Origin of the sequence: Terrabacter aeriphilus (assembly GCF_039542985.1) — a bacterium.
GTDB classification, from domain to species: Bacteria; Actinomycetota; Actinomycetes; order Actinomycetales; family Dermatophilaceae; genus Terrabacter; species Terrabacter aeriphilus.
Genome location: NZ_BAABIW010000027.1, coordinates 14,449 through 33,324, shown reverse-complemented (window position 1 = coordinate 33,324; position 18,876 = coordinate 14,449). Strand labels below are relative to the sequence as shown.

Below are 18,876 nucleotides of genomic sequence, written 5' to 3'. Positions count from 1 at the left end.
GTCGCCCGCTCAAGGGGACGTGCGAGGGGCACCGAACGGCATACCCGGTGGGGGCGTATGCCGTTCGGTGTGGTCGCGCCGCGACGCCCGGTCAGGCGGGGGTGTGGTGCACGACCTCGAAGCGGGTGCGCGCGTGGCCGGCATACCCCGGCCCGGTGGTCTCGTGATCGACGGTCACCTCGCCCGCGGCGCGGGCCACGGTGACGGTCGTCGTGAGCCGCTCGGGCGCTCCCTCGACCACGGTGAGGCCGTCGTCCTCGACGAGCCGCGACTCCCAGCGGCCGTCGACGACGGGCTCGAAGACGTGCAGCTCGACGGTCTCGGGGCGGTAGCCGTCGGTCGAGGCGGGCGCCTCGGTCCACATCGGGATCGCCGAGCCGGCGCGCGCGAAGAGCGGGATGCGCTCGAGTGGCGTGTCGACGGTGATCCGCTGGCCGCCGGGGTGCAGCTCGCCGGTGTGCCAGTCGTACCAGTCACCCTCGGGGAGGTAGACGCTGCGCGTGCTCTGGCCCTGCTCCGTGACGGGTGCGACCAGCAGGTCGCGGCCGAAGAGGTACTCGTCGTCGAGGTCCACGACGTTCGGGTCGCCCTGGAAGTCGAGCACGAGCGGGCGCTGCACGGGCTCGCCCGTCTCGGTGGCGCGGACGAAGGCGGAGTAGATGTAGGGCATCAGCCGGTAGCGCAACCGGACGGCCTCGCGGGTCAGGTCGTGGATCTCGGGACCGAACGACCACGGGTACTGGTCGATGTTGTCGATCTCGGAGTGGTTGCGGCAGAACGGCGTCAGCGTCCCCATCTGCATCCAGCGCAGGAACAGCTCGGGATTCGTGTCGCCCTGGAAGCCACCGATGTCCGCGCCGACGAAGGGCTGGCCCGACAGGCCGAAGCCGCACGCCATCGGCATGCTGACCCAGAGGTGGTCCCAGCGGGCCTGGTTGTCGCCCATCCAGTTCGCGGCGTAGCGCTGGATGCCCGCGAAGCCCGCACGCGACAGGACGAAGGTGCGCGCCTCGGGGCGGGCAGCCTTGAGGCCCTCGATCGTGCCCATCGCCATGAGCAGCGCGTACTGGTTGTGGAACCGCTCGTGCTTCGCACGGCCCCTGTCGAAGAGCATCGCCTCGGCGGGGATGTTGCCGGTGGCGGGCTCGTTCATGTCGTTCCAGATGCCGGCGAGACCCGACTCGACGTGCTTGGCGTTGAGCGCGCCCCACCACGAGCGCGCCTCGGGCGTCGCGAAGTCCGGGAAGGCCGTGTTGCCCGGCCACACCTGGCCGATGTAGGTGTCGCCGCCCTCGGTGCGGCAGAAGACGTCCTGCTCGAGGCCGTCGTCGTAGACCGCGTAGCCGGGGTCGTGCTTGACGCCCGGGTCGACGATCGAGATCGTGCGGTAGCCCTGGTTGGCGAGGCCCTTGAGCATGCCGGCCGGGTCGGGGAAGCGGTTCGAGTCCCAGGTGAAGACGCGGTAGCCGTCCATGTAGTCGATGTCGAGCCACATTCCGTCGCAGGGGAACTCGTCGTCGCGGTAGCGCTTGGCGTTGCGCTCGACGTCGGCCTGCGTGTACGCGTGCCAGCGGCACTGGTGGTAGCCGAGCGCCCACAGGGGCGGCAGCGTGGCCCGGCCGGTCAGCCACGTGTAGCGCTCGATGATGCCCGCCATCGACGGGCCGGCGAAGACGTACTCGGTCCACTGCCCGCCGTGGAAGGTGACGCGGTAGTCGTCGTCGTGGCTGAACTCGTACTCACCGCGGTAGCCGTTGTCGACGAACGAGCCGGCGGCCGCGCCGGTGGCGGCGTCGCGGAGGTGGAAGAACGGGATCGTGACGTAGTACGGGTCGAACTCGGTGCTCGTCATGTCGGCGCGCGGGTCGGCCGGGTCGAGCCCGGCGCGGAACTCGGCCGTCGCGTGCTCGTTGAGGACGTCGGTGTTCCACATCGTGAAGTCACGGCCGCGACGGTTGTGCCGGCCGCCCTTCTCGCCGAGGCCGTAGACCGCGTCGTCGCGCCCGATGCGGCGCCGGGTCGTCCACGCGTCGTTGAGGGTCGCGTAGGTCCAGTAGCGGCCCTCCGCGTCGGGTGCCGACTCGATGACGACCGAGCCGTCGGTGCGGTGCACGTCGACGCGGAACGGGTCGAGCCACAGCGTCACGACGAGCTCGTCGGTGCTCAGGCGCCACGCGGCGTTGGGACCCGAGTCACCCCCGACCGGCTGCGCCGACCACGCGACGTCGGCCTCGAACGGGTCGACGCACACGGCATACGTCGGCGTGTCGTCGAAGCGGCCGCCGCGGCTCAGCTGGAGCCGCACGACGTCGGGGCGCACGACGTCGACGCGCAGCTGCTCGCCGTGCAGGCGGGCGAGCAGCCCGTGGCCGGTCTCCTCGACGGAGTCGACGCGCTCGAATCGGATGAAGTGGTCGGTCCTCATGCGCCAACCCTGTCAAAGTCCGCGATCCGTGACGACAGCGCGTCCACGCGGTTGGATGAGGGCATGGACCAGCAGCCGGATGCCGTCACCACCGCGGACACCACAGCCGCGACGCCGTGCACGCACGTCGCGGGCGATGCATTGGAGCCGGCCGACCCGACGCCCGGCATGAGCCGGCAGGTCGCGCTGAGCACGGGGGCGATGTGGTCGGGCACGGTCGACACCGAGGCCGGCGCCGTCTCGGGCTGGCACCACCACGGCGACCACGACACGACGCTCTACGTCGTCTCGGGCCGGATGCGCCTCGAGTCGGGGCCGGGCGGGCGCCACGTCGTCGAGGCGGGGCCGGGCGACTTCCTCCGGGTGCCGGCCGGCGCGGTGCACCGCGAGTCCAACCCCGGTGGCGAGACCTCGCGCGCCGTCATCGTGCGCTGCGGGTCGGGCACGCCGACGGTCAACGTCGACGGCCCCGCCGCGGCTGCACCCGGCTCGCCCGCCGCGCCCGCCATGCCCGCGACGCCTGAGCTCGGAGACTGATGCGCGCGACGATCACCGCGACCGGGGACGCCTCGGCCGCGCTGGCGTGGCAGCGCTACGCGGACCTCCGGCTCTGGCGCACGTGGTCGCCGCAGATCCAGGGCGTCGAGGCCGCGCACGAGCACCTGCGGAGCGGACTCACCGGCATGGTCATCGGGCCGCTCGGGCTGCGGGTGCCGTTCGAGGTCGAGTCGGTCGACCCCGAGGCCATGACGTGGCGGTGGCGGGTGCGGCTCGGGCCGGTGCGCGCGGCCCTTGCCCACGCCGTGACCTCCACCGGCGGCGACGTCGCGGGGCCCGGCTGCACCACGACGCTCACGATCGAGGCGCCGGCCGCGGCCGTGCTCGCCTACCGTCCGGTCGCCGCCCTCGCGCTGCGCCGCCTCGTCCGCGCCTGAGTGGAGTCCTTCCGGCACCAGGCGCCGGAAGGACTCCGTCGTCCCGGCTCGCGGTCGGGGGACCACGGGCGGGCCCTCAGGGTCGGGTCCGGGGTGGCTGGGGGTCGACCCCGATGGGCCGGCCGCGCTGCGCGCGCCACGCTGGACGCATGACGACGAGCACGGCACCCGCCCCCACGGTCGCGACGACCGGCCCGACCGGCCCGACGGGCACGACCGGCACGACCGGCACGACCGGCACGACCGGCACGACCGGTGTCGCTGGCGTCAGCCGGCCGGTGCTCGCGGCAGGGGACCGCGCGCCGGTGCTCGCGCTGGCGGCGCCGCTCCTGCTCTTCACGCACGGCATCCTCCAGTGGGTCGACGACCTCGGCCTCCCCGCGGATGCGTTGCGCTCCGGCGACACGACAGGCGCGTGGGGTGTCGCTGCCCGAGCGGTGCTCGTCGCCGCGGTCGCGGCCTTCTGCTGGCTGGCGACGAGCCTCGGCGGTCGGCTGCAGCACCTCGACGTGGCGACGCCGGCCGGCGTGCTCGCGGCGTTCGGCGCCGGGGCCACCGGCGCCGTCTGGGTCGGCCACACCGTCGGGCTGCTCGCCGACGACCTCCCCACGGCCCTCACGGCCGGGGGACCGGTGCTCGTCGGCGTCGCCGTGGCGACCGTGCTCGGCGCGCTGGCCGTCGAGGGCCTAATGCCGGTCCGCTCCCTCGCGCTCGCCGGCGTGGCCGCGCTCGCGCTCGCGCTGCCCTGGGGGCTCGAGCCGCTCGGCGCGCTGCTGCTGCTCATCGCGTTCGCGCCGCTGCTCAACCAGCCGGAGCCTCACGCCCCGTGACACCTGGACCTGCCTCACCCGACGAACCCGTCGAACCCGTCGAACCGGTCGCCCGCACCGAGCGCAGCGTCCGCAGCAGCAGGCCGAGCGCCACGAGCTGGCTCACCGCGACGAGCACGACGAGCCACGTGATCGAGCGGTCGTAGAGCCACCCGGAGACGAGCCCGCCGACGATCGCGAACGCTCCCTGGATCCCGGCGAAGACGCCGTAGGCGCTCGCCCGCCTGGGCGCGTCGACGACCTCGGCGACGAGCGCCTTCACCGTCGAGTCCTGGATGCCGTAGGCCAGGCCCCACACGGCGACGCCGGCGAGCGCGACCCAGGCGGTGCGGGTCAGCGCGAGCACCGGAACGAGGGCGACGAGCACGGGCACGACGGTGAGCACGGCCGCGCCGCGGCGGTCGTAGACGAAGCCGACACCGAGGGCGGCGAGCGCCTCGACGGCCATGGCGCCGGAATACACGACGGGCACCGCGGCCACGGGCAGGAGGCCGGCGACGGTGAGGTGGTAGCCGAGGATGCCGAAGGTCACGAGGCCGCCGGTCATGAGACCGGCGGCGACGGCATACGCGAAGAAGGCGCGCGGCAGCTGCGACCCGACGGCGTCGGCGAACCAGCCACGCATGCCGTGGCGTGGGGCGCGGCCGTCGGCGCGCGGTGGGCGGGCCGGGCCTGCTGGGGTGGCGGTGGCGGGAGCGGGGTCGTAGACGGACGGGTCGGGCACGCGCGCCCGCAGGACGGCGAGGAGCACCATCGCGACCGCACCGGGCACGGCGAGGACGAGCAGGCCGGGCCAGATGGCGCCCGCGGCGGCGACGACCGCGGCCACGACGAGCGGCCCGGCGAAGGCGCCGAGCTGGTCGAGCGCCTTGTGCACGCCGAAACCGCGGCCGCGGCCGACCGAGGCCGCCACGTGCGCGAGCAGCGCCGACTTCGACGGGCTGCGGACCGCCTTGCCCGATCGCTCGAGCAGGATCAGCACGGCCGCGAGCGCGAGGCCCGCTCCGCCGACGAACGGCGTGACGGCGAGGAGCGGCACGCAGACCGCCGTGAGCCCGTAGCCGACGATCGTGAGGCCCCAGTAGCGACCGGTGCGGTCGGCGAGCGGCCCGAAGACGAGCCGGAGCACGAGCGCCATGGCCTCGCCGGCGCCGGTCACGAGCCCGACGACGAGGGCGGTGGCCCCGAGGGAGGCGAGGAGCGGGCCGTACATCGCACGGGCGCCCTCGTAGACCATGTCGGCGGCGAGGCTGACGAAGCCGAACCACCAGACGACACGCCACGCCGACCAGCGGCCGGCGGGAGGTCGCTGGGCGTCGGGCTCGGTCACGCGGCGAAAGGTAGCAACCCCGGCTGCGAGCGCGGCCTAGCCTGAGGGGGTGAGCAACCCGGAGCGTCACCCCACCGAGGTCGTCTGCAGCGAGAACCCGCCGCCCCCGCACGCCGTGGCGCCGCGGAGGTCCGACCAGCCGGCCGTCCTGCTGCCCTACCGCGAGGTGCCGCTCGGCGGTCCGCGGGCGATGCCGGTGCGTCGCAGCCTGCCGCAGCGCGAGCGCTCGCTCATCGGCGCGTGGTGCTTCGTCGACCACTACGGGCCCGACGACGTGTCACGGACGGGCGGCATGGTCGTGCCCGGCCACCCGCACACCGGCCTGCAGACGGTCTCGTGGCTCTTCTCGGGCGAGGTCGAGCACCGCGACACGACGGGGGTGCACGCGTTCGTGCGGCCCGGCGAGCTCAACATCATGACGGCGGGGTCCGGCATCGCCCACTCCGAGTACTCGACGCCCACCACGACCGTGCTGCACGGCGCGCAGCTCTGGGTCGCGCTGCCGGACGCGCACCGCGACACCAGCCCCGGGTTCGAGCACTACGCCCCGCCGGTGACGCGCTACGGCGGTGCGCGGGTGCTCGTCTTCCTCGGCACCCTCTTCGGCCAGACGTCGCCCGTGACGATGTTCAGCGACCTCGTCGGGGCCGAGGTGACGCTCGAGGCCGGCGCCTCGCTCGCCTTCGACGTCGACCCGGCCCACGAGCACGGACTGCTCTGCGACGCCGGCCGGCTCACCGTCGACGACGTGACGGCCGAGCCGGGCGAGATCGCGTTCGCGGCCACCGGGGCCGAGCAGCTGCGCGTGACGGCCGGGGCGGACGAGCCGGCGCGGTTCCTCGTGCTCGGCGGGGCGCCCTTCGGCGAGCAGATCGTCATGTGGTGGAACTTCATCGGCCGCAGCCACGACGAGGTGGTCGGGTTCCGAGAGGACTGGCAGCGCGAGCGCGAGCAGGCACAGCAGGGCGAGGCGCGGGCCGCCGTGTCGCGGTTCGGCGCCTTCCCCGAGGCCTGGGAGCACACCCTCCCGGCGCCCGGCCTGCCCAACCTCAGGCTCCGCTCCCGCGGCTGACCCGGGCCTCCCCCCACGCCGACCGGGGCGCGAGGACGGGCCGGGGTTGGCGCGGGGACCGGGCGGGACGAGGATGAGGGTCATGCGCGCGACGACGATCCATGCCCCCGGTGACATCCGCCTCTCCGAGGTGCCGGACCCCACGATCGAGGAGCCGACCGACGCGATCGTGCGCGTCGTGGCGGGCTGCATCTGCGGCTCCGACCTCTGGCCCTACCGCGGCGCGAACCCGATCGAGGCCGGCTCGACCATCGGCCACGAGGCGGTCGGCGTCGTCGAGGAGGTCGGCTCCGCGGTCACGAAGGTGCGGAAGGGCGACTTCGTCGTCATCCCGTTCGTCCACTGCGACAACACGTGCCCGCACTGCCTCGCCGGCATGACCTCGGTCTGCGACCACCAGGGCTGGACCGAGAGCGGCCAGGCCGAGCTCGTCCGCGTCAACCAGGCCGACGGCAGCCTCGTCGCCACCGACGGCATGCCCGACGACGCGCTCATCCCGTCGCTGCTCACCCTCGCCGACGTCATGGCCACCGGCTGGCACGCCGCCGTCTCGTCCCGCGTCGCCCCGGGCGGCACCGCCGTCGTCATCGGCGACGGGGCGGTCGGGCTGTGCGGCGTGCTCGCCGCGCGCGAGCTCGGCGCCGAGAAGATCGTCGCGATGTCGCGGCACGAGCCGCGCCAGGCGATCGCCCGGGCCTTCGGCGCCACGCACGTCGTCGCCGAGCGAGACGACGCCGGCGTCGAGGCGGTCATGGAGCTCACCGGCGGCGTCGGCGCGGACTCGGTGCTCGAGTGCGTCGGGACCGACCAGTCGATGAAGACCGCCTTCCGCATCGGCCGGCCCGGCTCGACCGTCGGCTTCGTCGGCGCACCCCACGGCGTCGAGCTGCCGGTGCGCCAGATGTTCGTGCGCAACGTCGGCCTCGCCGGAGGCATGGCCCCCGTGCGCACCTACCTGCCCGACCTGCTCGAGCGCGTCCTCGACGGCCGCATCGACCCGGGCCGGGTCTTCGACCTTACGCTCCCGCTCGACGAGGTGGCCGAGGGCTACCGCGCGATGGACGAGCGTCGGGCGATCAAGGTGCTCCTGCGCCCCTGACGCCCGCGCGCCGTCCGCAGCGTCCGGACGAGGCGCCTGTGAGACGGAGCGGCCGTTGCCGGGGGCGGTGCTGCCCGTGGCGGGGTACGGGGCGGGCATGACCCGAGCCCGCCCCGAGCCATCCGCCGAGCCGTCGGGAACGAATCCCCGGCGTGAGCGCTGAGACCGACGTGACGGCATACGACACCCCGACGCGCACGCACGCGCGACTCGTCGACACGACAACGCCCAGGCGACCGCGCGGCGTCGCGCTCGTGCTCCACGGTGGCGCGGCGCGCCAGCGGCCGACGCGCGTCAGCCCCACCCAGCTGTCCGTGCTGCGCATGGTGCCCGTGGCGGGTCGCCTCGCCGTCGCCGGCCGCGGCGAGCTCGCCGTGCAGCGGCTGCTCAACTCGAGCCGCGGCTGGGACGCGGAGCAGACGCCGGTCGACGACGTGCGCTGGGCGCTGCGCCAGGTGGCCGAGCGCTGGGGCGCCGACGTTCCCGTGTGCCTCGTCGGCCACTCGCTCGGCGGCCGGGCCGCGCTGCTGGCCGCAGGCGCCGACCAGGTCGTCAGCGCCGTCGCCCTCAACCCCTGGCTGCACCCCACCGAGGGGCGCATCGACCTCACCGGGCGCGACGTGCTCCTCGTGCACGGTGACGAGGACCGCGTGGCCCCGCGGGCGAACGCGGCCGCGGTGGCGCGTGACCTCGCGCGCACGGCCCGGGTCGGCTTCGTCACCGTCTCGGGCGCCAAGCACGCGATGCTCCGGCGCGGTCACGTCTTCGAGCGGCTGGCCGCTGACTTCGCGGTCTCGACCCTGCTCCACCGGCCCGCGACCGGCACCGTGGCGCGCGTCCTGGCCGGAGAGGGATGGCTCGACGCCTGAGCTGTTCCGTGTGCTCCCTGTTTTGCGTAGGTTTGTCACCAAGCTTCGAGATTGCACGTTTTTCTTTTGCTTGATCCCCGTGAGCGCCATACAGTCGAAGGACCCCATGAGACCGGTCCCGACGCAGAAGTGAGGACCTGGATTGGCACCGAGATTCGCGTCAGTCGATGACTACATCGCCTCCTACGACGAGGAGACGCGAACTCAGCTCGCCGGTGTGCGGGACGCCATCCGCGAGGTCGCACCCCAGGCCGGGGAGAAGATCAGCTACGGGATGGCCTCGTTCACCCTCGACGGCAAGCCCCTCATCTACTACGCGGGCTGGAAGAACCACGTCGGGCTCTACCCCGTGCCGACCGGTGACGAGGACTTCGAGGAGGCGATCGGGCCCTACCGCCGGTCCAAGGACACGGTGCGCTTCCCGATCAGCCGGCCGGTCCCGCTCGAGCTGATCGGCGAGATCACCGAGCTGTGCCTCGAGCGCCGACGGGCCAGGTCTGCCGCCGAGGCCGATGAGGCCGCCTCCTGAGGGCTCAGCCGTTCGACGAGCTCTCGGGCGTGCTCTCGATGACCGACAGCACGTTGCCCGCCGGGTCGGTGAACCAGGCGATGAGCGGTCCGCCTCCCCGGAAGACGCCCTGCGGATCGGTCTCCATCGGCGTGCCCTCGTAGCGTTCGAAGACGACGCCGCGCCGCGCCAGCTCCTCGACGGTCGAGGTGATGTCCTCGACGGGGAAGTTGAGGACGGTGAAGCTCGCCGGTGCGTGGTTCGGCTTCGGGTAGACGAGCACACGCCGCTCGCCGCCGTCGGCCGCGAGGTGCAGCGTCAGCATGCCGTTGGCCTCGCTGACCGACAGCCCGAGCGTGTCGGCATAGAAGGTGCGGGCCGCGTCGACGTCGTCGACGGAGAAACCGCTGAACGCGTGGGAGCTCTCGAGCACGGCGGTGCTCCTTGTCGTCGTCGTTGTCGTCGTTGCTGTTGCCGTCGTCGGAGGGGTGGTGCACGGGGGGCGCGGGCGGTCCGGCACCACTCCAGTGAAGCCCGCTCGGAGGCCGCCCGGGGTGCGATCGGGAAAGTTTTTCGCTTGAACCCCAATCCAACCTGCTGGTGGCGGCGAAGCACACCTCGGAGACGGTCGACGACGACCCCGTCTGAGCCCCACGATGGACGGCTCTTGTCTCCTCATCAAGGAGGAAGAACAGATGCGCACCACCACCACTCGGATCGCCGGCGCCACCCTCGCGGCCGGCGCCGCCATGGCCCTCAGCGTCGGGCCGGCCTTCGCGGCCGACGCCTGGGTCAGCGCCAACCTCAAGCCGGTCGCCGGCAGCGACGTCGCCGGGAGCGGCACCGCGATGGTCGAGGTCGACGGCAACCGGATCACCGTGACCATGGCCGCCAACGGCCTGCTGCCCGACAACCCGCACGCCGCCCACATCCACTTCGGGGCCGAGGCCCGCCACGAGTGCCCGGTCCTGTCCGACGACAAGAACGGCGACGGGCACCTCAACACCACCGAGGGCGGACCGGCCTACGGCGACATCGTCGTCTCGCTGACGAAGACCGGCGACACGAGCCCCAAGTCGGGTCTCGCGATCGACCGCTTCGACACCGCGCCCGGCGGCAAGCTGACCTACCAGCGCGGCAGCATCAAGGTCTCCGACGCGGTCGCGACGGCCATCTCGGCCGGCCAGTCCGTCGTCGTCATCCACGGTGTCGACCACAACCACGACGGCAAGTACTCCGGCGACACCAAGAGCGACCTCGACCCGAAGCTGCCCACCGAGGCCACCGACCCGGCCCTCTGCGGCGCCCTGCGCGTCGCCCCGGCCGGCGGCATGCACACCGGTGGCGGCCTGCCCACCGACACCCTGAAGAGCGGCGGCACGAACGACGCCCTCCTCCTCGTCGGTGGCGGCGCGCTCGTCGCGGCCCTCGGCTCCGGCGTCTTCGCGGCCCGTCGCGCGCGGTCGCGCGCCTGATCGGCCGGATCCACCATGCCTGAGCACACCGAGCCGACGCCCCGTCGCACCACCTCCCGTGGTGCGGCCGGGGTGGCGGCCGCCGCGACCGTGATCCTGCTCGTCGTCGGGGTCGTCGCTCTCGTGCTCGGGCTCCGCGGGACGTCCGGACCGCCGCAGCCCGCGGCGGCCGGCGTCCCGACGACGAGCACCATGACGAGCACGGCGCCCACCGCGACGCCGACCACTCCGACGACCAAGAGCACCGCGACGACCCCGAGCACGGCCCGCACGCCGGGCACGGGGACCTCCGGCCCGTCGGCGACCCCCGGTCAGGGCGGGACGCCGGCGGGCGGGACCGGCATCGGGCCCTTCCTCGAGGCGTCCGCCCTGACGTCGATCGAGATCCCGTCGATCGGCTTGCGCTCGAGCGACTTCGTGCCGCTCCACGTGCAGGGCGACGGAACCATCTCGGTGCCCGGAACCGCCCAGGAGGTCGGGCTCTACGACGACGGGCCGACCCCGGGCCAGCTCGGGCCGGCGGTCGTCGCGGCCCACGTCGACACCCCGTCGGGCGTGCCCGGCATCTTCGCCGAGCTCGGCAAGGTCAAGGCAGGCGACGTCGTGAAGGTGTCGCGCCAGGACGGCACGCACCTGACGTTCACGGTCGACCGGGTGGCCAGCTACCGCAAGTCGAGCTTCCCGACCGAGGCCGTCTACAGGGGCGACTTCACCCGCTCGGAGATCCGGCTCGTCACGTGCGGCGGCCCCACCGACGCGCGCAACGAGTACCGCGACAACGTCATCGTCTTCGGCCACCTCACGTCGGGCGCCTGACAAGCCCACCCCCGCGCCACGCCTCTGTGACGTGCGTCTCATTCCCGGGCGGTCCTGGCGAAGGTAAAGGGCTGGTCAAGTACCTCAAAGCCGACAATCGCGGCTGAGCACGGCGCGGCACCGTTACCTTGGCGTGACTTTTGCCAGTTGATTCGTCTACAGTTCCGGGAGTCCGGCCACCGGTCGGACTCTCGTGAGGCGGACCGCCTAGTCCTGTCACCGCCTTCCGGGAGAGCACAGACCTTGTGACAGGAGCGGAGGAACCACACGTTTCTCCGGGCGTCCGGCGCAACGACTTCGGACGCCCTTGGGGTGAAGTCCTTCCACCGGGCCGCGACTCGTTCGCTTCCCGGCCACGGACCGGGCACCTTTCCGCCCGAACCCGACAGCTAACTTCGTAGGCGCGGAGAGGTAGAACCCGTGAACCACGAGACCACCCGCGGGCGCCACCGTGCGCCGGGCCGTCACAACCCACTCAACGAACTCAAGCTCCTCGCCCGCGAGTCGGCCCAGCCGGCGATGAAGGGCGCGGCCGTCGTCGCCGCCACCGGTGGGCTCGTCGCCACCTTCGCGAACCCCGCGAGCGCCGACACCGTCTCGTCGGCGAACGGCGCCGTCGCCGCCGCCGGCGTCGAGGCAGCCCCGGCCGCGGTCGGCCCGGCCGCCGCAGCCGCCACGACCACCGCGCCGAGCGCCCTGTCGAAGATCGGCTTCGCGCCGGCCGTGCAGCAGGCGATCGCCAAGCGCACGCCCACCAAGGTGCGCGTCATCGAGGACGTCCAGGTCAAGGAGCAGCGCGCGGCCGCCAAGGCCGCGAAGGCTGCGAAGAAGGCCGCGCAGAAGGCCGCGGCCGAGCGCGAGGCCTCGCAGCGCGCCTCGCGCGACCTGACGCGTCGCAGCCTGACGAAGAGCACGTCGTCGTCGAAGTCGAGCAGCAACGACTACACGCCGAGCGCCTCCTCGGGCTCGCACTCCTCGCGCAACTGGGCCACCCGTGGCCAGTGCACGTGGGGCGCCCTCAACAAGTGGTACCAGTCCGAGGGCTACTACCCCGGCGGCTGGGCCGGGAACGCCATGGCCTGGGCCTCGGGCGCCGCGAGCGCCGGCTACACCGTGAGCGGCACGCCGCGCGCGCGCTCCATCCTCGTCATGCAGCCCGGCGTCCACGGCTCCTCGAGCGTCGGCCACGTCGGCTGGGTGACGGCCGTCAACGGCAACGAGGTGACCATCGTCGAGATGAACGCCCTCGCCGGTGCGTACAACTACAACACCCGCACGCTGACCGACCAGGGCGGCATGCGCTACATCTACGCGCCGTGACCCACGGGGGTCTGACGCGGTCCCACGCGTTCTGACCCGGTCTCACGCGTTCCGCGAAGGGGAGGATGCCACTGGCGTCCTCCCCTTCGTCGCGCCCGGACGCACCCGGCACACGGCGGCGTGGTGCTCGCCACACGGGCGCCGAGGAATGCGGGGCGACGGCCCGGACTTGTCTTTCGGGTAGGTGGTTGAAGGCTCTACCAGTCCGGTGGGCCTCATCACGTGAGTGACCACCCGTTCGACCGTCGTCCGCGACAGTGAGGAGCAGGCCTGTGTCCACGGCCTTCGAGAGCATCCGCATCGGCCGCTGGGACCTCCCCCAGCGTTTCGTCATGGCACCGCTGACGCGCAACCGCGCCGGCGAGGGCCAGGCGCCCACCGAGCTCAACGCCGAGTACTACGGCCAGCGCGCCAGCGCGGGCCTCATCATCACCGAGGGCACCCAGCCCAGCGCCGTCGGCCAGGGCTACCTCGACACCCCCGGCATGCACTCCGACGAGCAGGTCGCCGGCTGGCGCCTCGTCGCCGACGCCGTGCACGCGGGCGGCGGCCACGTCGTCGTCCAGCTCATGCACGCCGGCCGCATCGCGCACCCCGACAACAAGGGCGGGCTCGAGAGCGTCGCACCGAGCGCCATCGCCGCGCCCGGCGAGATCGTGACCGCGAACGGCCAGCAGCCGTATGTCGTCCCGCGCGCCCTCGAGACCGAGGAGATCCCCGGGCTCGTGGCGGAGTTCGTCCACGCCGCCCGCCAGGCGGTCGCCGCCGGGCTCGACGGCGTCGAGGTGCACGCGGCCAACGGCTACCTGCCGCACCAGTTCCTCGCGCCGAGCAGCAACCAGCGCACCGACGCCTACGGCGGCTCGCCCGAGAACCGCGCCCGCCTGACGATCGAGATCACGAAGGCCGTGGCCGAGGCCATCGGCGCCGACCGCGTCGGCATCCGCGTCTCGCCCGCGCACAACATCCAGGGCGTGCTCGAGCAGGACGAGGCCGACACGGCCGCGACGTACGAGGCGCTCGTCGAGGGCATCGCCCCGCTGGGCCTGGCCTACCTCAGCATCCTCGGCGACCCGGAGGCCGACGTCGTGCGCGACCTGCGCAAGCGCTTCGGCGGCCCGGTCATCCTCAACAGCGGCTTCGGCTCGGTGACCCAGCTCGCCGACGTCGAGGACATCCTCGAGCGCGACCTCGGCGACCTCGTCGCCGTGGGGCGCGAGTTCCTCGCCAACCCCGACCTCGTGCGGCGCTGGCGCGAGGGCGCCCCGCTCAACGAGCCGAACGCCGACACCTTCTACGGCGGCGGCGCCGAGGGCTACACGGACTACCCGACCCTGCCCTGACCGCAGGGGGCAGACGCCCCCTCGCGACTCACGACGGTGCCCACTCGACCTCCCGGTCGGGTGGGCACCGTCGCGCCTCGGGCGCGCCGTCAGGCGGGGCCGGGCGGGTCCTGGCCGTCCGGCGGGTCGGGCGAGGCGAGAGGATCGCCGAGGGCGCGCTGCACCCACGTGACGTCGCGCCAGGCGCCGAGCTTCCAGCCGATGGCGCGGTAGGTGCCGACGGGCTCGAACCCCAGCGCCGCGTGCAGCCGCGCGCTCGCCTCGTTGGGCTGGGTCATCCCGGCCGCGGCCGTGCGGTAGCCCCGGGCAGCCAGCCGCTCGAGCAGCGCCTCGTAGAGCCTGCGCCCGCCCCCGAGCCCGCGACGGTGCCCGGCGAGGTAGACCGACACCTCGCACGACCACCGGTAGGCCGCGCGCGCCTTGAACGGGCCGGCATACGCGTAGCCGACGACCACGCCGTCCTCCTCGAGCACGAGGTAGGCGTGCCGTTCCTGCGCCGCGGCGATGCGCCGGGCCACCTCGGTGGCGTCCGGCGGCTCCGTCTCGAAGGTGACCGTCGTGCCGGTGACGTAGGGCGCGTAGATGGCCGCGCACGCGGCCGCGTCGTCGGCCGTGGCGTCACGCACGAGCCAGCGGGTCGGCAGGGGCACCTCGGCCGCGCCGGGCAGGTCGGGGAGGACGGGTCGGTCAGGCATGGCGCCGATGCTAGGGGCTTTGGCGACCGGGCCCGACGGCCGGGAAACGCCCACGCGAGCGGTCGTCCTCCAGCAGACTGACGCCATGCTCACGGCCATCCGGGCCCGCGTGCTGCCCGAGCGGCAGCGCCGCACCTTCGAGGAGCTGACCGCCGACCTCGACCTCAACGAGGGCGACACGCTCTCGAAGCGATCGGCCTTCTGGACCATGCTCGTGCTCGCCGCGTGCATCGCGAGCGCCGGGCTCATCGCCGACTCCACCGCGACCGTCATCGGCGCCATGATCATCGCGCCGCTGTCGACGCCGATCATGGGCACCGCCCTCGCCCTCGTGAAGCGCGAGCGCACGGGCGGCGTGAAGTTCGTCGTGCTCGGCGGGCTCGTCGTGATCGGGCTCGGCGCGCTCTTCTCCCTGCTCCTGCCGAGCCCCTACGACCTGCTGTCGAACTCGCAGGTGGCCGCCCGCACGAGCCCGCGCCTCGTCGACCTCCTCGGCGCGCTCGCGACGGGGTTCGCCGGGGCCATCGCGCTCGCCCGGCGTGACGTGGCTGCGATCCTGCCCGGCGTGGCCATCTCGATCTCGCTCGTGCCGCCGCTCTGCGTCGTCGGCATCTGCCTCGCCGAGGGCAGCCCCAGCCTCGCCTTCGGCGCGCTCGTGCTCTTCCTCTCCAACTTCCTCGCGCTCGTCTTCGCCGGGAGCCTCGTCTTCACGACCCTCGGCTACACGAGCGCCGTCCGGGAGCAGGGCGGTCGGGCGCGCCACCGGGTGCGGGTCACCTTCGCCCTGCTCGTGCTCCTCGTCCTCGTGCCGATCGTGCTCAACAGCCTCATCGCCCTCGCCGTGGCGAAGCTGACCGACGTCGGCCGCGCGTCGGCGGGCAGCTGGCTCGCGTCGACGCCGGGCGCGGAGGTCGTCGACGTCACCAACCAGGGCTTCAGCCTCGTCATCGAGGTCAGGGCACCGACCGACCTGCCGCCGACCGCCACGCTGATGCGCGACCTCAGCACGCAGCTGCCGACGGGTATCCCGGTCGTGCTCGAGCGCTCCGTCGGGGAGAGCCTCGACCTCGGCTCGACGACCTGACACCACCTGAGCCCAGTGGCCCGCGCCACGGTCAGTCGTCCGCGTGCTCGGCGTCGTCCGCGTGCTCGGCGTCGTCGCGCGCGCGCCGCGCTCCCCGACCCGGCCCGGCCGCGAACCGCGACACGATGAGGGCGACGAAGGTGACGAGGAAGACCTGGCCCACGACGGCCTCGCTCGTGGCCGCGAGCCGGGCGAGGTCGGTGGCCGGGACGAGGTCGCCGTAGCCGACCGTCGAGATCGTCGTCAGGCTGAAGTACGTGTACGCGGTGGTCGAGACCTGCGCGCCGAAGAAGTGCGTCGCCGTCAACCCGTCGACGGTCTGGAAGAGCGTGGCGTAGGCGACGGCGATCTGCAGGTAGGCCGCGACCGCGCCGAGCACCGTCTGGACCCGCACGACCGGGTGCTCGAGCAGGCGGCGGCCGATGATGACGGGCAGCGCGACGGCCGCGCCGAGCCAGACGCCCTCGGGCTGCAGGTCGTCCGGCGACACGGGCCGGCCGCCCGACGACAGGAGGAGCACGACGTTGCTGACCACGGTGAGGGCGACGAGCACGTCGAGCGCGCGGCGGACCCGGCGTCGGGCTCCCGAGGCACGGGTCGCGACGACGAGCGCGAGGCCGGTCGTCGCGTGCGTGACGAACGAGCCCCACACCGACCCGCGCGTGTCGAGCAGCGCCTGGCTGACGATGACGGCGAGGACGAGCAGCAGCACGAGGTCGAACCGGTCGAGCAGCCGGTTGTCCGCGACCGCGCCCGGCCGACGTGGAGCCGGTGCCGTCATCCGTCCCGCCTCCTCCCCGTCGCCCGCGGTGCCCCCGAGGCCGAGGATAGGACCACCACCCGGCCGCGGCACCGGAACGGGCCCGGCCACCCGGCATACGACAGCATGGTCGTATGCCGTCACGTGCCGTGCTCGTGCTGACCGGACCACCCGCCGTGGGCAAGTCCACGACGGCGCACGCCCTCGCCGCCGCCCGCGAGCGGTGCGCGGTCGTCGACGTCGACGACGTGCGCCAGCTCGTCGTGTCGGGCGGCGCGGCGCCGTGGGACGGCGCGGAGGGGCTGCGCCAGCAGCGGCTCGGCGTCGTCAACGCCTGCGCACTGGCGAGCACGTTCGCGGCGGCCGACATCGACGTCGTCGTCGCGGACGTCCTGACGCCCGCGACGGTCGGGACCTACCGCGCCCTGCTCGAAGACGTCGTCGTGGTCCACCTCACCGTGACGCTCGAGGAGGCGTGGCGTCGGGCGGCGACCCGCACGGTCTGGCTCACCGACGACGAGTTCGTCGCCCTCCACCGCGCCGACGCGGCCACCGGCCTCGGTGCCGACCACGCCCTCGACGTCACCGGCCTCGCCCTCACCGAGCAGGTGGCAGCCGTCGACGCGCTGTGGGCCGAGCCTCGTCGGCACGCCCCGCCGCGCAGTGGGACAATGGAGCCGGACGAGCGCTGACCCGGCACCGAACCGGCACCGAGCCGGCACTGAACCGGCGCTCAGACGGCTGAGACGACCGGGACGACTGGGACGACGCGCAGGAGGTGGCCCGTGGACGACCGACGAGACCGCCTCCACGCCCTGACGACGGAGGCCGCGCGCGTGCGGGTCGTCGTTGCGACGCTCCTGACCTCGCTCGTCGCCACGCTCGTCGTGCTGCTCGCGACGACCGGCGACGCGAGCCCCCTCCACGTGCTCGTCACGGCGGGCGCCGTCGGCCTGCTCGCGATCGCGCTCACCGCCCGGCAGGCCCGGCCCGTGGGGCCGGTGCCGGTGCGGGCGCGGCCCTCGGGTGTGGCCGGCGCGGTGCCGGCGTCGACCGCCTACTGGTGCGCGGTCGACGCGCCCCGCTGTCCTCGGCGACCCCGGGCACCGGGCCGGCGCTGACCCGTCCGTCGCGAGAGCGGCGCGCGGGCCCGTGCCCACCCAGTCACCCGGCCGCGTCACCCGACGCCGGCCCGAGCCGAGGAGCTCACCCGTGCCCGACGTCCTGTCCACCCTCCTGACCCCCCTCACCCATGCCGTCGCGGCCGTGCTCGCGGCCGCCCACCACCTCGCCACCGCCCTCGGGCTCGGCCCCAGCTCGGCAGGTGGCTGGCTGCTCGCCGTCGCGCTGCTCGTCGTCGCCGTGCGCACCGTGCTGCTGCCGGTGACGGTCCACGGCGTGCGGTCCGCGCACGCCCGCGCGCACGCCGCGCCTCAGCTGCGCGAGCTGCGACGCAGGTATGCCGGCAGCCGTGACCTCGAGCAGCTGACGGCGATGCGCGCCGAGCAGCGTCGCATCCACGCCGAGCACGGCGTCTCGGCGTGGGGGCTCGCCCCGGTGCTGCTGCAGCTGCCGCTGTTCTACGCGCTCTACCGCGTCGTGTCGGACCTCGCGGCCGGTCACTCGGTCGGCGCGCTCGACGCCGGCCTCGTCGCCTCCGCGTCGGCCGCCTCGGTGGCGGGCCTGCACCTGACGGGCCACCTCGGCACGACCTTCGGCGCGAGCGTGCCGGGCGGCCTGTTGCTCGCGGCCGTGGCGCTCGGGGCGGCCCTGCTCAGCCTGCTGACCCAGCGGTGGTTCGTGCTGCCGATGACCGACCCGACCGACCTGCCCGAGGCGATGGCGACGGTCCAGCGGCTCATGCCCTGGGTCGGCGGCCTCGGGGTGCTCGCCGCCGCCGCGTTCGTGCCGGCCGGGCTCGTCGTCTACTGGTTCGTCAACAACGCCTGGACCTTCGCGCAGCAGGGCCTCGTGTGGCGCTTCGCGCCGACGCCCGGCTCGCCCGCCGCCCTCCGGCGCGCGACCACGACCTAGACCACGACCACGACCACGACCTCGGCCTCGGCCTCGGCCTCACGTCTCACTGCCGGTCTGGGGCGGGCACGACGACGGTGCCGCAGGCGTCACAACGCAGCGCGCGGGCGCTGTGGTTGAAGATGCCGCGCGTGATGAGCGTGCCGGTGAGGTCGCCGAGCAGGCCCGGGCCCGACGACTTGAACTTGACCCCCGGCGAACGGCCGACGATGTCGCCGGGGGTCATCGTCGGGGCGGCGCAGATGGGGCACGGGAGGTCGACGTCCATGCCGCTCGGACTC

Annotated in this window: 21 protein-coding genes and 1 riboswitch; of the genes, 15 read left to right on the top strand and 6 right to left on the bottom strand. The window is 73.7% G+C overall.

Annotated features, from left to right (window positions below; translation table 11 throughout):
* Positions 1–91: 91 nt before the first annotated feature.
* Positions 92–2,425: a glycoside hydrolase family 31 protein gene (locus tag ABD979_RS18540; protein ID WP_345508999.1), complete on the bottom strand. Its 2,334-nt coding sequence runs from the start codon at positions 2,423–2,425 to the stop codon at positions 92–94.
* A 63-nt stretch (positions 2,426–2,488) separates the two neighbouring features.
* Here ABD979_RS18540 and ABD979_RS18535 point away from each other — a divergent pair, with 63 nt between their 5' ends.
* From ABD979_RS18535 to ABD979_RS18525, 3 genes are all read left to right on the top strand, one after another.
* On the top strand, positions 2,489–2,962 hold the full coding sequence (locus tag ABD979_RS18535) for a cupin domain-containing protein (protein WP_345508998.1): 474 nt from the start codon (positions 2,489–2,491) through the stop codon (positions 2,960–2,962).
* Positions 2,962–3,360 carry an SRPBCC family protein gene (locus ABD979_RS18530; protein ID WP_345508997.1) on the top strand — a complete coding sequence of 133 codons (399 nt, stop codon included), beginning with the start codon at positions 2,962–2,964 and terminating at the stop codon, positions 3,358–3,360. Before ABD979_RS18535 ends, ABD979_RS18530 begins: the two co-directional genes overlap by 1 nt.
* 149 nt (positions 3,361–3,509) lie before the next feature.
* Positions 3,510–4,190, top strand: coding sequence for a hypothetical protein (locus ABD979_RS18525; RefSeq protein ID WP_345508996.1), 681 nt, complete (start codon positions 3,510–3,512; stop codon positions 4,188–4,190).
* Here ABD979_RS18525 and ABD979_RS18520 read toward each other — a convergent pair.
* Positions 4,162–5,520: an MFS transporter gene (locus ABD979_RS18520; protein ID WP_345508995.1), complete on the bottom strand. Its 1,359-nt coding sequence runs from the start codon at positions 5,518–5,520 to the stop codon at positions 4,162–4,164. The genes ABD979_RS18525 and ABD979_RS18520 overlap by 29 nt on opposite strands.
* Before the next feature lie 49 nt (positions 5,521–5,569).
* Between ABD979_RS18520 and ABD979_RS18515 the strand changes: the two genes are divergently transcribed.
* The 4 genes from ABD979_RS18515 (at position 5,570) to ABD979_RS18500 (ending at position 9,089) form a co-directional block, all read left to right on the top strand.
* Positions 5,570–6,592 (top strand): pirin family protein, encoded by a 1,023-nt coding sequence (locus tag ABD979_RS18515; RefSeq protein ID WP_345508994.1) that lies wholly within the window; start codon positions 5,570–5,572, stop codon positions 6,590–6,592.
* 82 nt (positions 6,593–6,674) lie between these two features.
* Positions 6,675–7,691: a zinc-dependent alcohol dehydrogenase family protein gene (locus ABD979_RS18510; RefSeq protein ID WP_345508993.1), complete on the top strand. Its 1,017-nt coding sequence runs from the start codon at positions 6,675–6,677 to the stop codon at positions 7,689–7,691.
* Positions 7,692–7,843: 152 nt separating this feature from the next.
* Complete coding sequence (locus tag ABD979_RS18505; protein WP_345508992.1) at positions 7,844–8,560, top strand: dienelactone hydrolase family protein; 717 nt, start codon at positions 7,844–7,846, stop codon at positions 8,558–8,560.
* Positions 8,561–8,702: 142 nt separating this feature from the next.
* Positions 8,703–9,089 carry an iron chaperone gene (locus ABD979_RS18500; protein ID WP_345508991.1) on the top strand — a complete coding sequence of 129 codons (387 nt, stop codon included), beginning with the start codon at positions 8,703–8,705 and terminating at the stop codon, positions 9,087–9,089.
* 4 nt (positions 9,090–9,093) lie between these two features.
* Here the strand turns inward: ABD979_RS18500 and ABD979_RS18495 are convergent, their stop codons facing one another.
* Positions 9,094–9,501, bottom strand: a complete 408-nt coding sequence (locus ABD979_RS18495) for a VOC family protein (RefSeq protein WP_345508990.1) — start codon at positions 9,499–9,501, stop codon at positions 9,094–9,096.
* Between the two features lie 262 nt (positions 9,502–9,763).
* On the opposite strand from ABD979_RS18495, the gene ABD979_RS18490 reads away from it, so the two are divergent.
* From ABD979_RS18490 to ABD979_RS18475, 4 genes are all read left to right on the top strand, one after another.
* The gene (locus tag ABD979_RS18490; RefSeq protein ID WP_345508989.1) at positions 9,764–10,543 is read left to right on the top strand and encodes a CHRD domain-containing protein; all 780 of its coding nucleotides are present in this window, start codon (positions 9,764–9,766) and stop codon (positions 10,541–10,543) included.
* Between the two features lie 15 nt (positions 10,544–10,558).
* Positions 10,559–11,359, top strand: a complete 801-nt coding sequence (locus ABD979_RS18485; RefSeq protein WP_345508988.1) for a sortase domain-containing protein — start codon at positions 10,559–10,561, stop codon at positions 11,357–11,359.
* 223 nt (positions 11,360–11,582) lie between these two features.
* A riboswitch (cyclic di-AMP (ydaO/yuaA leader) is annotated at positions 11,583–11,775 on the top strand.
* Positions 11,776–11,779: 4 nt separating this feature from the next.
* Entirely contained in the window at positions 11,780–12,679 is a 900-nt protein-coding gene (locus ABD979_RS18480) for a CHAP domain-containing protein (protein ID WP_345508987.1), read from the top strand.
* A gap of 272 nt (positions 12,680–12,951) precedes the next feature.
* Positions 12,952–14,022 (top strand): alkene reductase, encoded by a 1,071-nt coding sequence (locus tag ABD979_RS18475; RefSeq protein ID WP_345508986.1) that lies wholly within the window; start codon positions 12,952–12,954, stop codon positions 14,020–14,022.
* An 89-nt stretch (positions 14,023–14,111) separates the two neighbouring features.
* Here the strand turns inward: ABD979_RS18475 and ABD979_RS18470 are convergent, their stop codons facing one another.
* The gene (locus ABD979_RS18470; protein ID WP_345508985.1) at positions 14,112–14,717 is read right to left on the bottom strand and encodes a GNAT family N-acetyltransferase; all 606 of its coding nucleotides are present in this window, start codon (positions 14,715–14,717) and stop codon (positions 14,112–14,114) included.
* 85 nt (positions 14,718–14,802) lie between these two features.
* On the opposite strand from ABD979_RS18470, the gene ABD979_RS18465 reads away from it, so the two are divergent.
* Complete coding sequence (locus tag ABD979_RS18465) at positions 14,803–15,801, top strand: DUF389 domain-containing protein (RefSeq protein WP_345508984.1); 999 nt, start codon at positions 14,803–14,805, stop codon at positions 15,799–15,801.
* Positions 15,802–15,832: 31 nt separating this feature from the next.
* Here the strand turns inward: ABD979_RS18465 and ABD979_RS18460 are convergent, their stop codons facing one another.
* The gene (locus ABD979_RS18460; protein WP_345508983.1) at positions 15,833–16,582 is read right to left on the bottom strand and encodes a potassium channel family protein; all 750 of its coding nucleotides are present in this window, start codon (positions 16,580–16,582) and stop codon (positions 15,833–15,835) included.
* A gap of 113 nt (positions 16,583–16,695) precedes the next feature.
* Here ABD979_RS18460 and ABD979_RS18455 point away from each other — a divergent pair, with 113 nt between their 5' ends.
* From ABD979_RS18455 to yidC, 3 genes are all read left to right on the top strand, one after another.
* The gene (locus tag ABD979_RS18455; protein WP_345508982.1) at positions 16,696–17,253 is read left to right on the top strand and encodes an AAA family ATPase; all 558 of its coding nucleotides are present in this window, start codon (positions 16,696–16,698) and stop codon (positions 17,251–17,253) included.
* A 93-nt stretch (positions 17,254–17,346) separates the two neighbouring features.
* Positions 17,347–17,682, top strand: a complete 336-nt coding sequence (locus tag ABD979_RS18450) for a hypothetical protein (protein WP_345508981.1) — start codon at positions 17,347–17,349, stop codon at positions 17,680–17,682.
* Between the two features lie 91 nt (positions 17,683–17,773).
* On the top strand, positions 17,774–18,595 hold the full coding sequence (gene yidC / locus ABD979_RS18445) for a membrane protein insertase YidC (RefSeq protein WP_345508980.1): 822 nt from the start codon (positions 17,774–17,776) through the stop codon (positions 18,593–18,595).
* Positions 18,596–18,641: 46 nt separating this feature from the next.
* On the opposite strand, the gene ABD979_RS18440 is transcribed toward yidC, so the two are convergent.
* Complete coding sequence (locus ABD979_RS18440; protein ID WP_345508979.1) at positions 18,642–18,863, bottom strand: hypothetical protein; 222 nt, start codon at positions 18,861–18,863, stop codon at positions 18,642–18,644.
* Positions 18,864–18,876 lie beyond the last annotated feature (13 nt).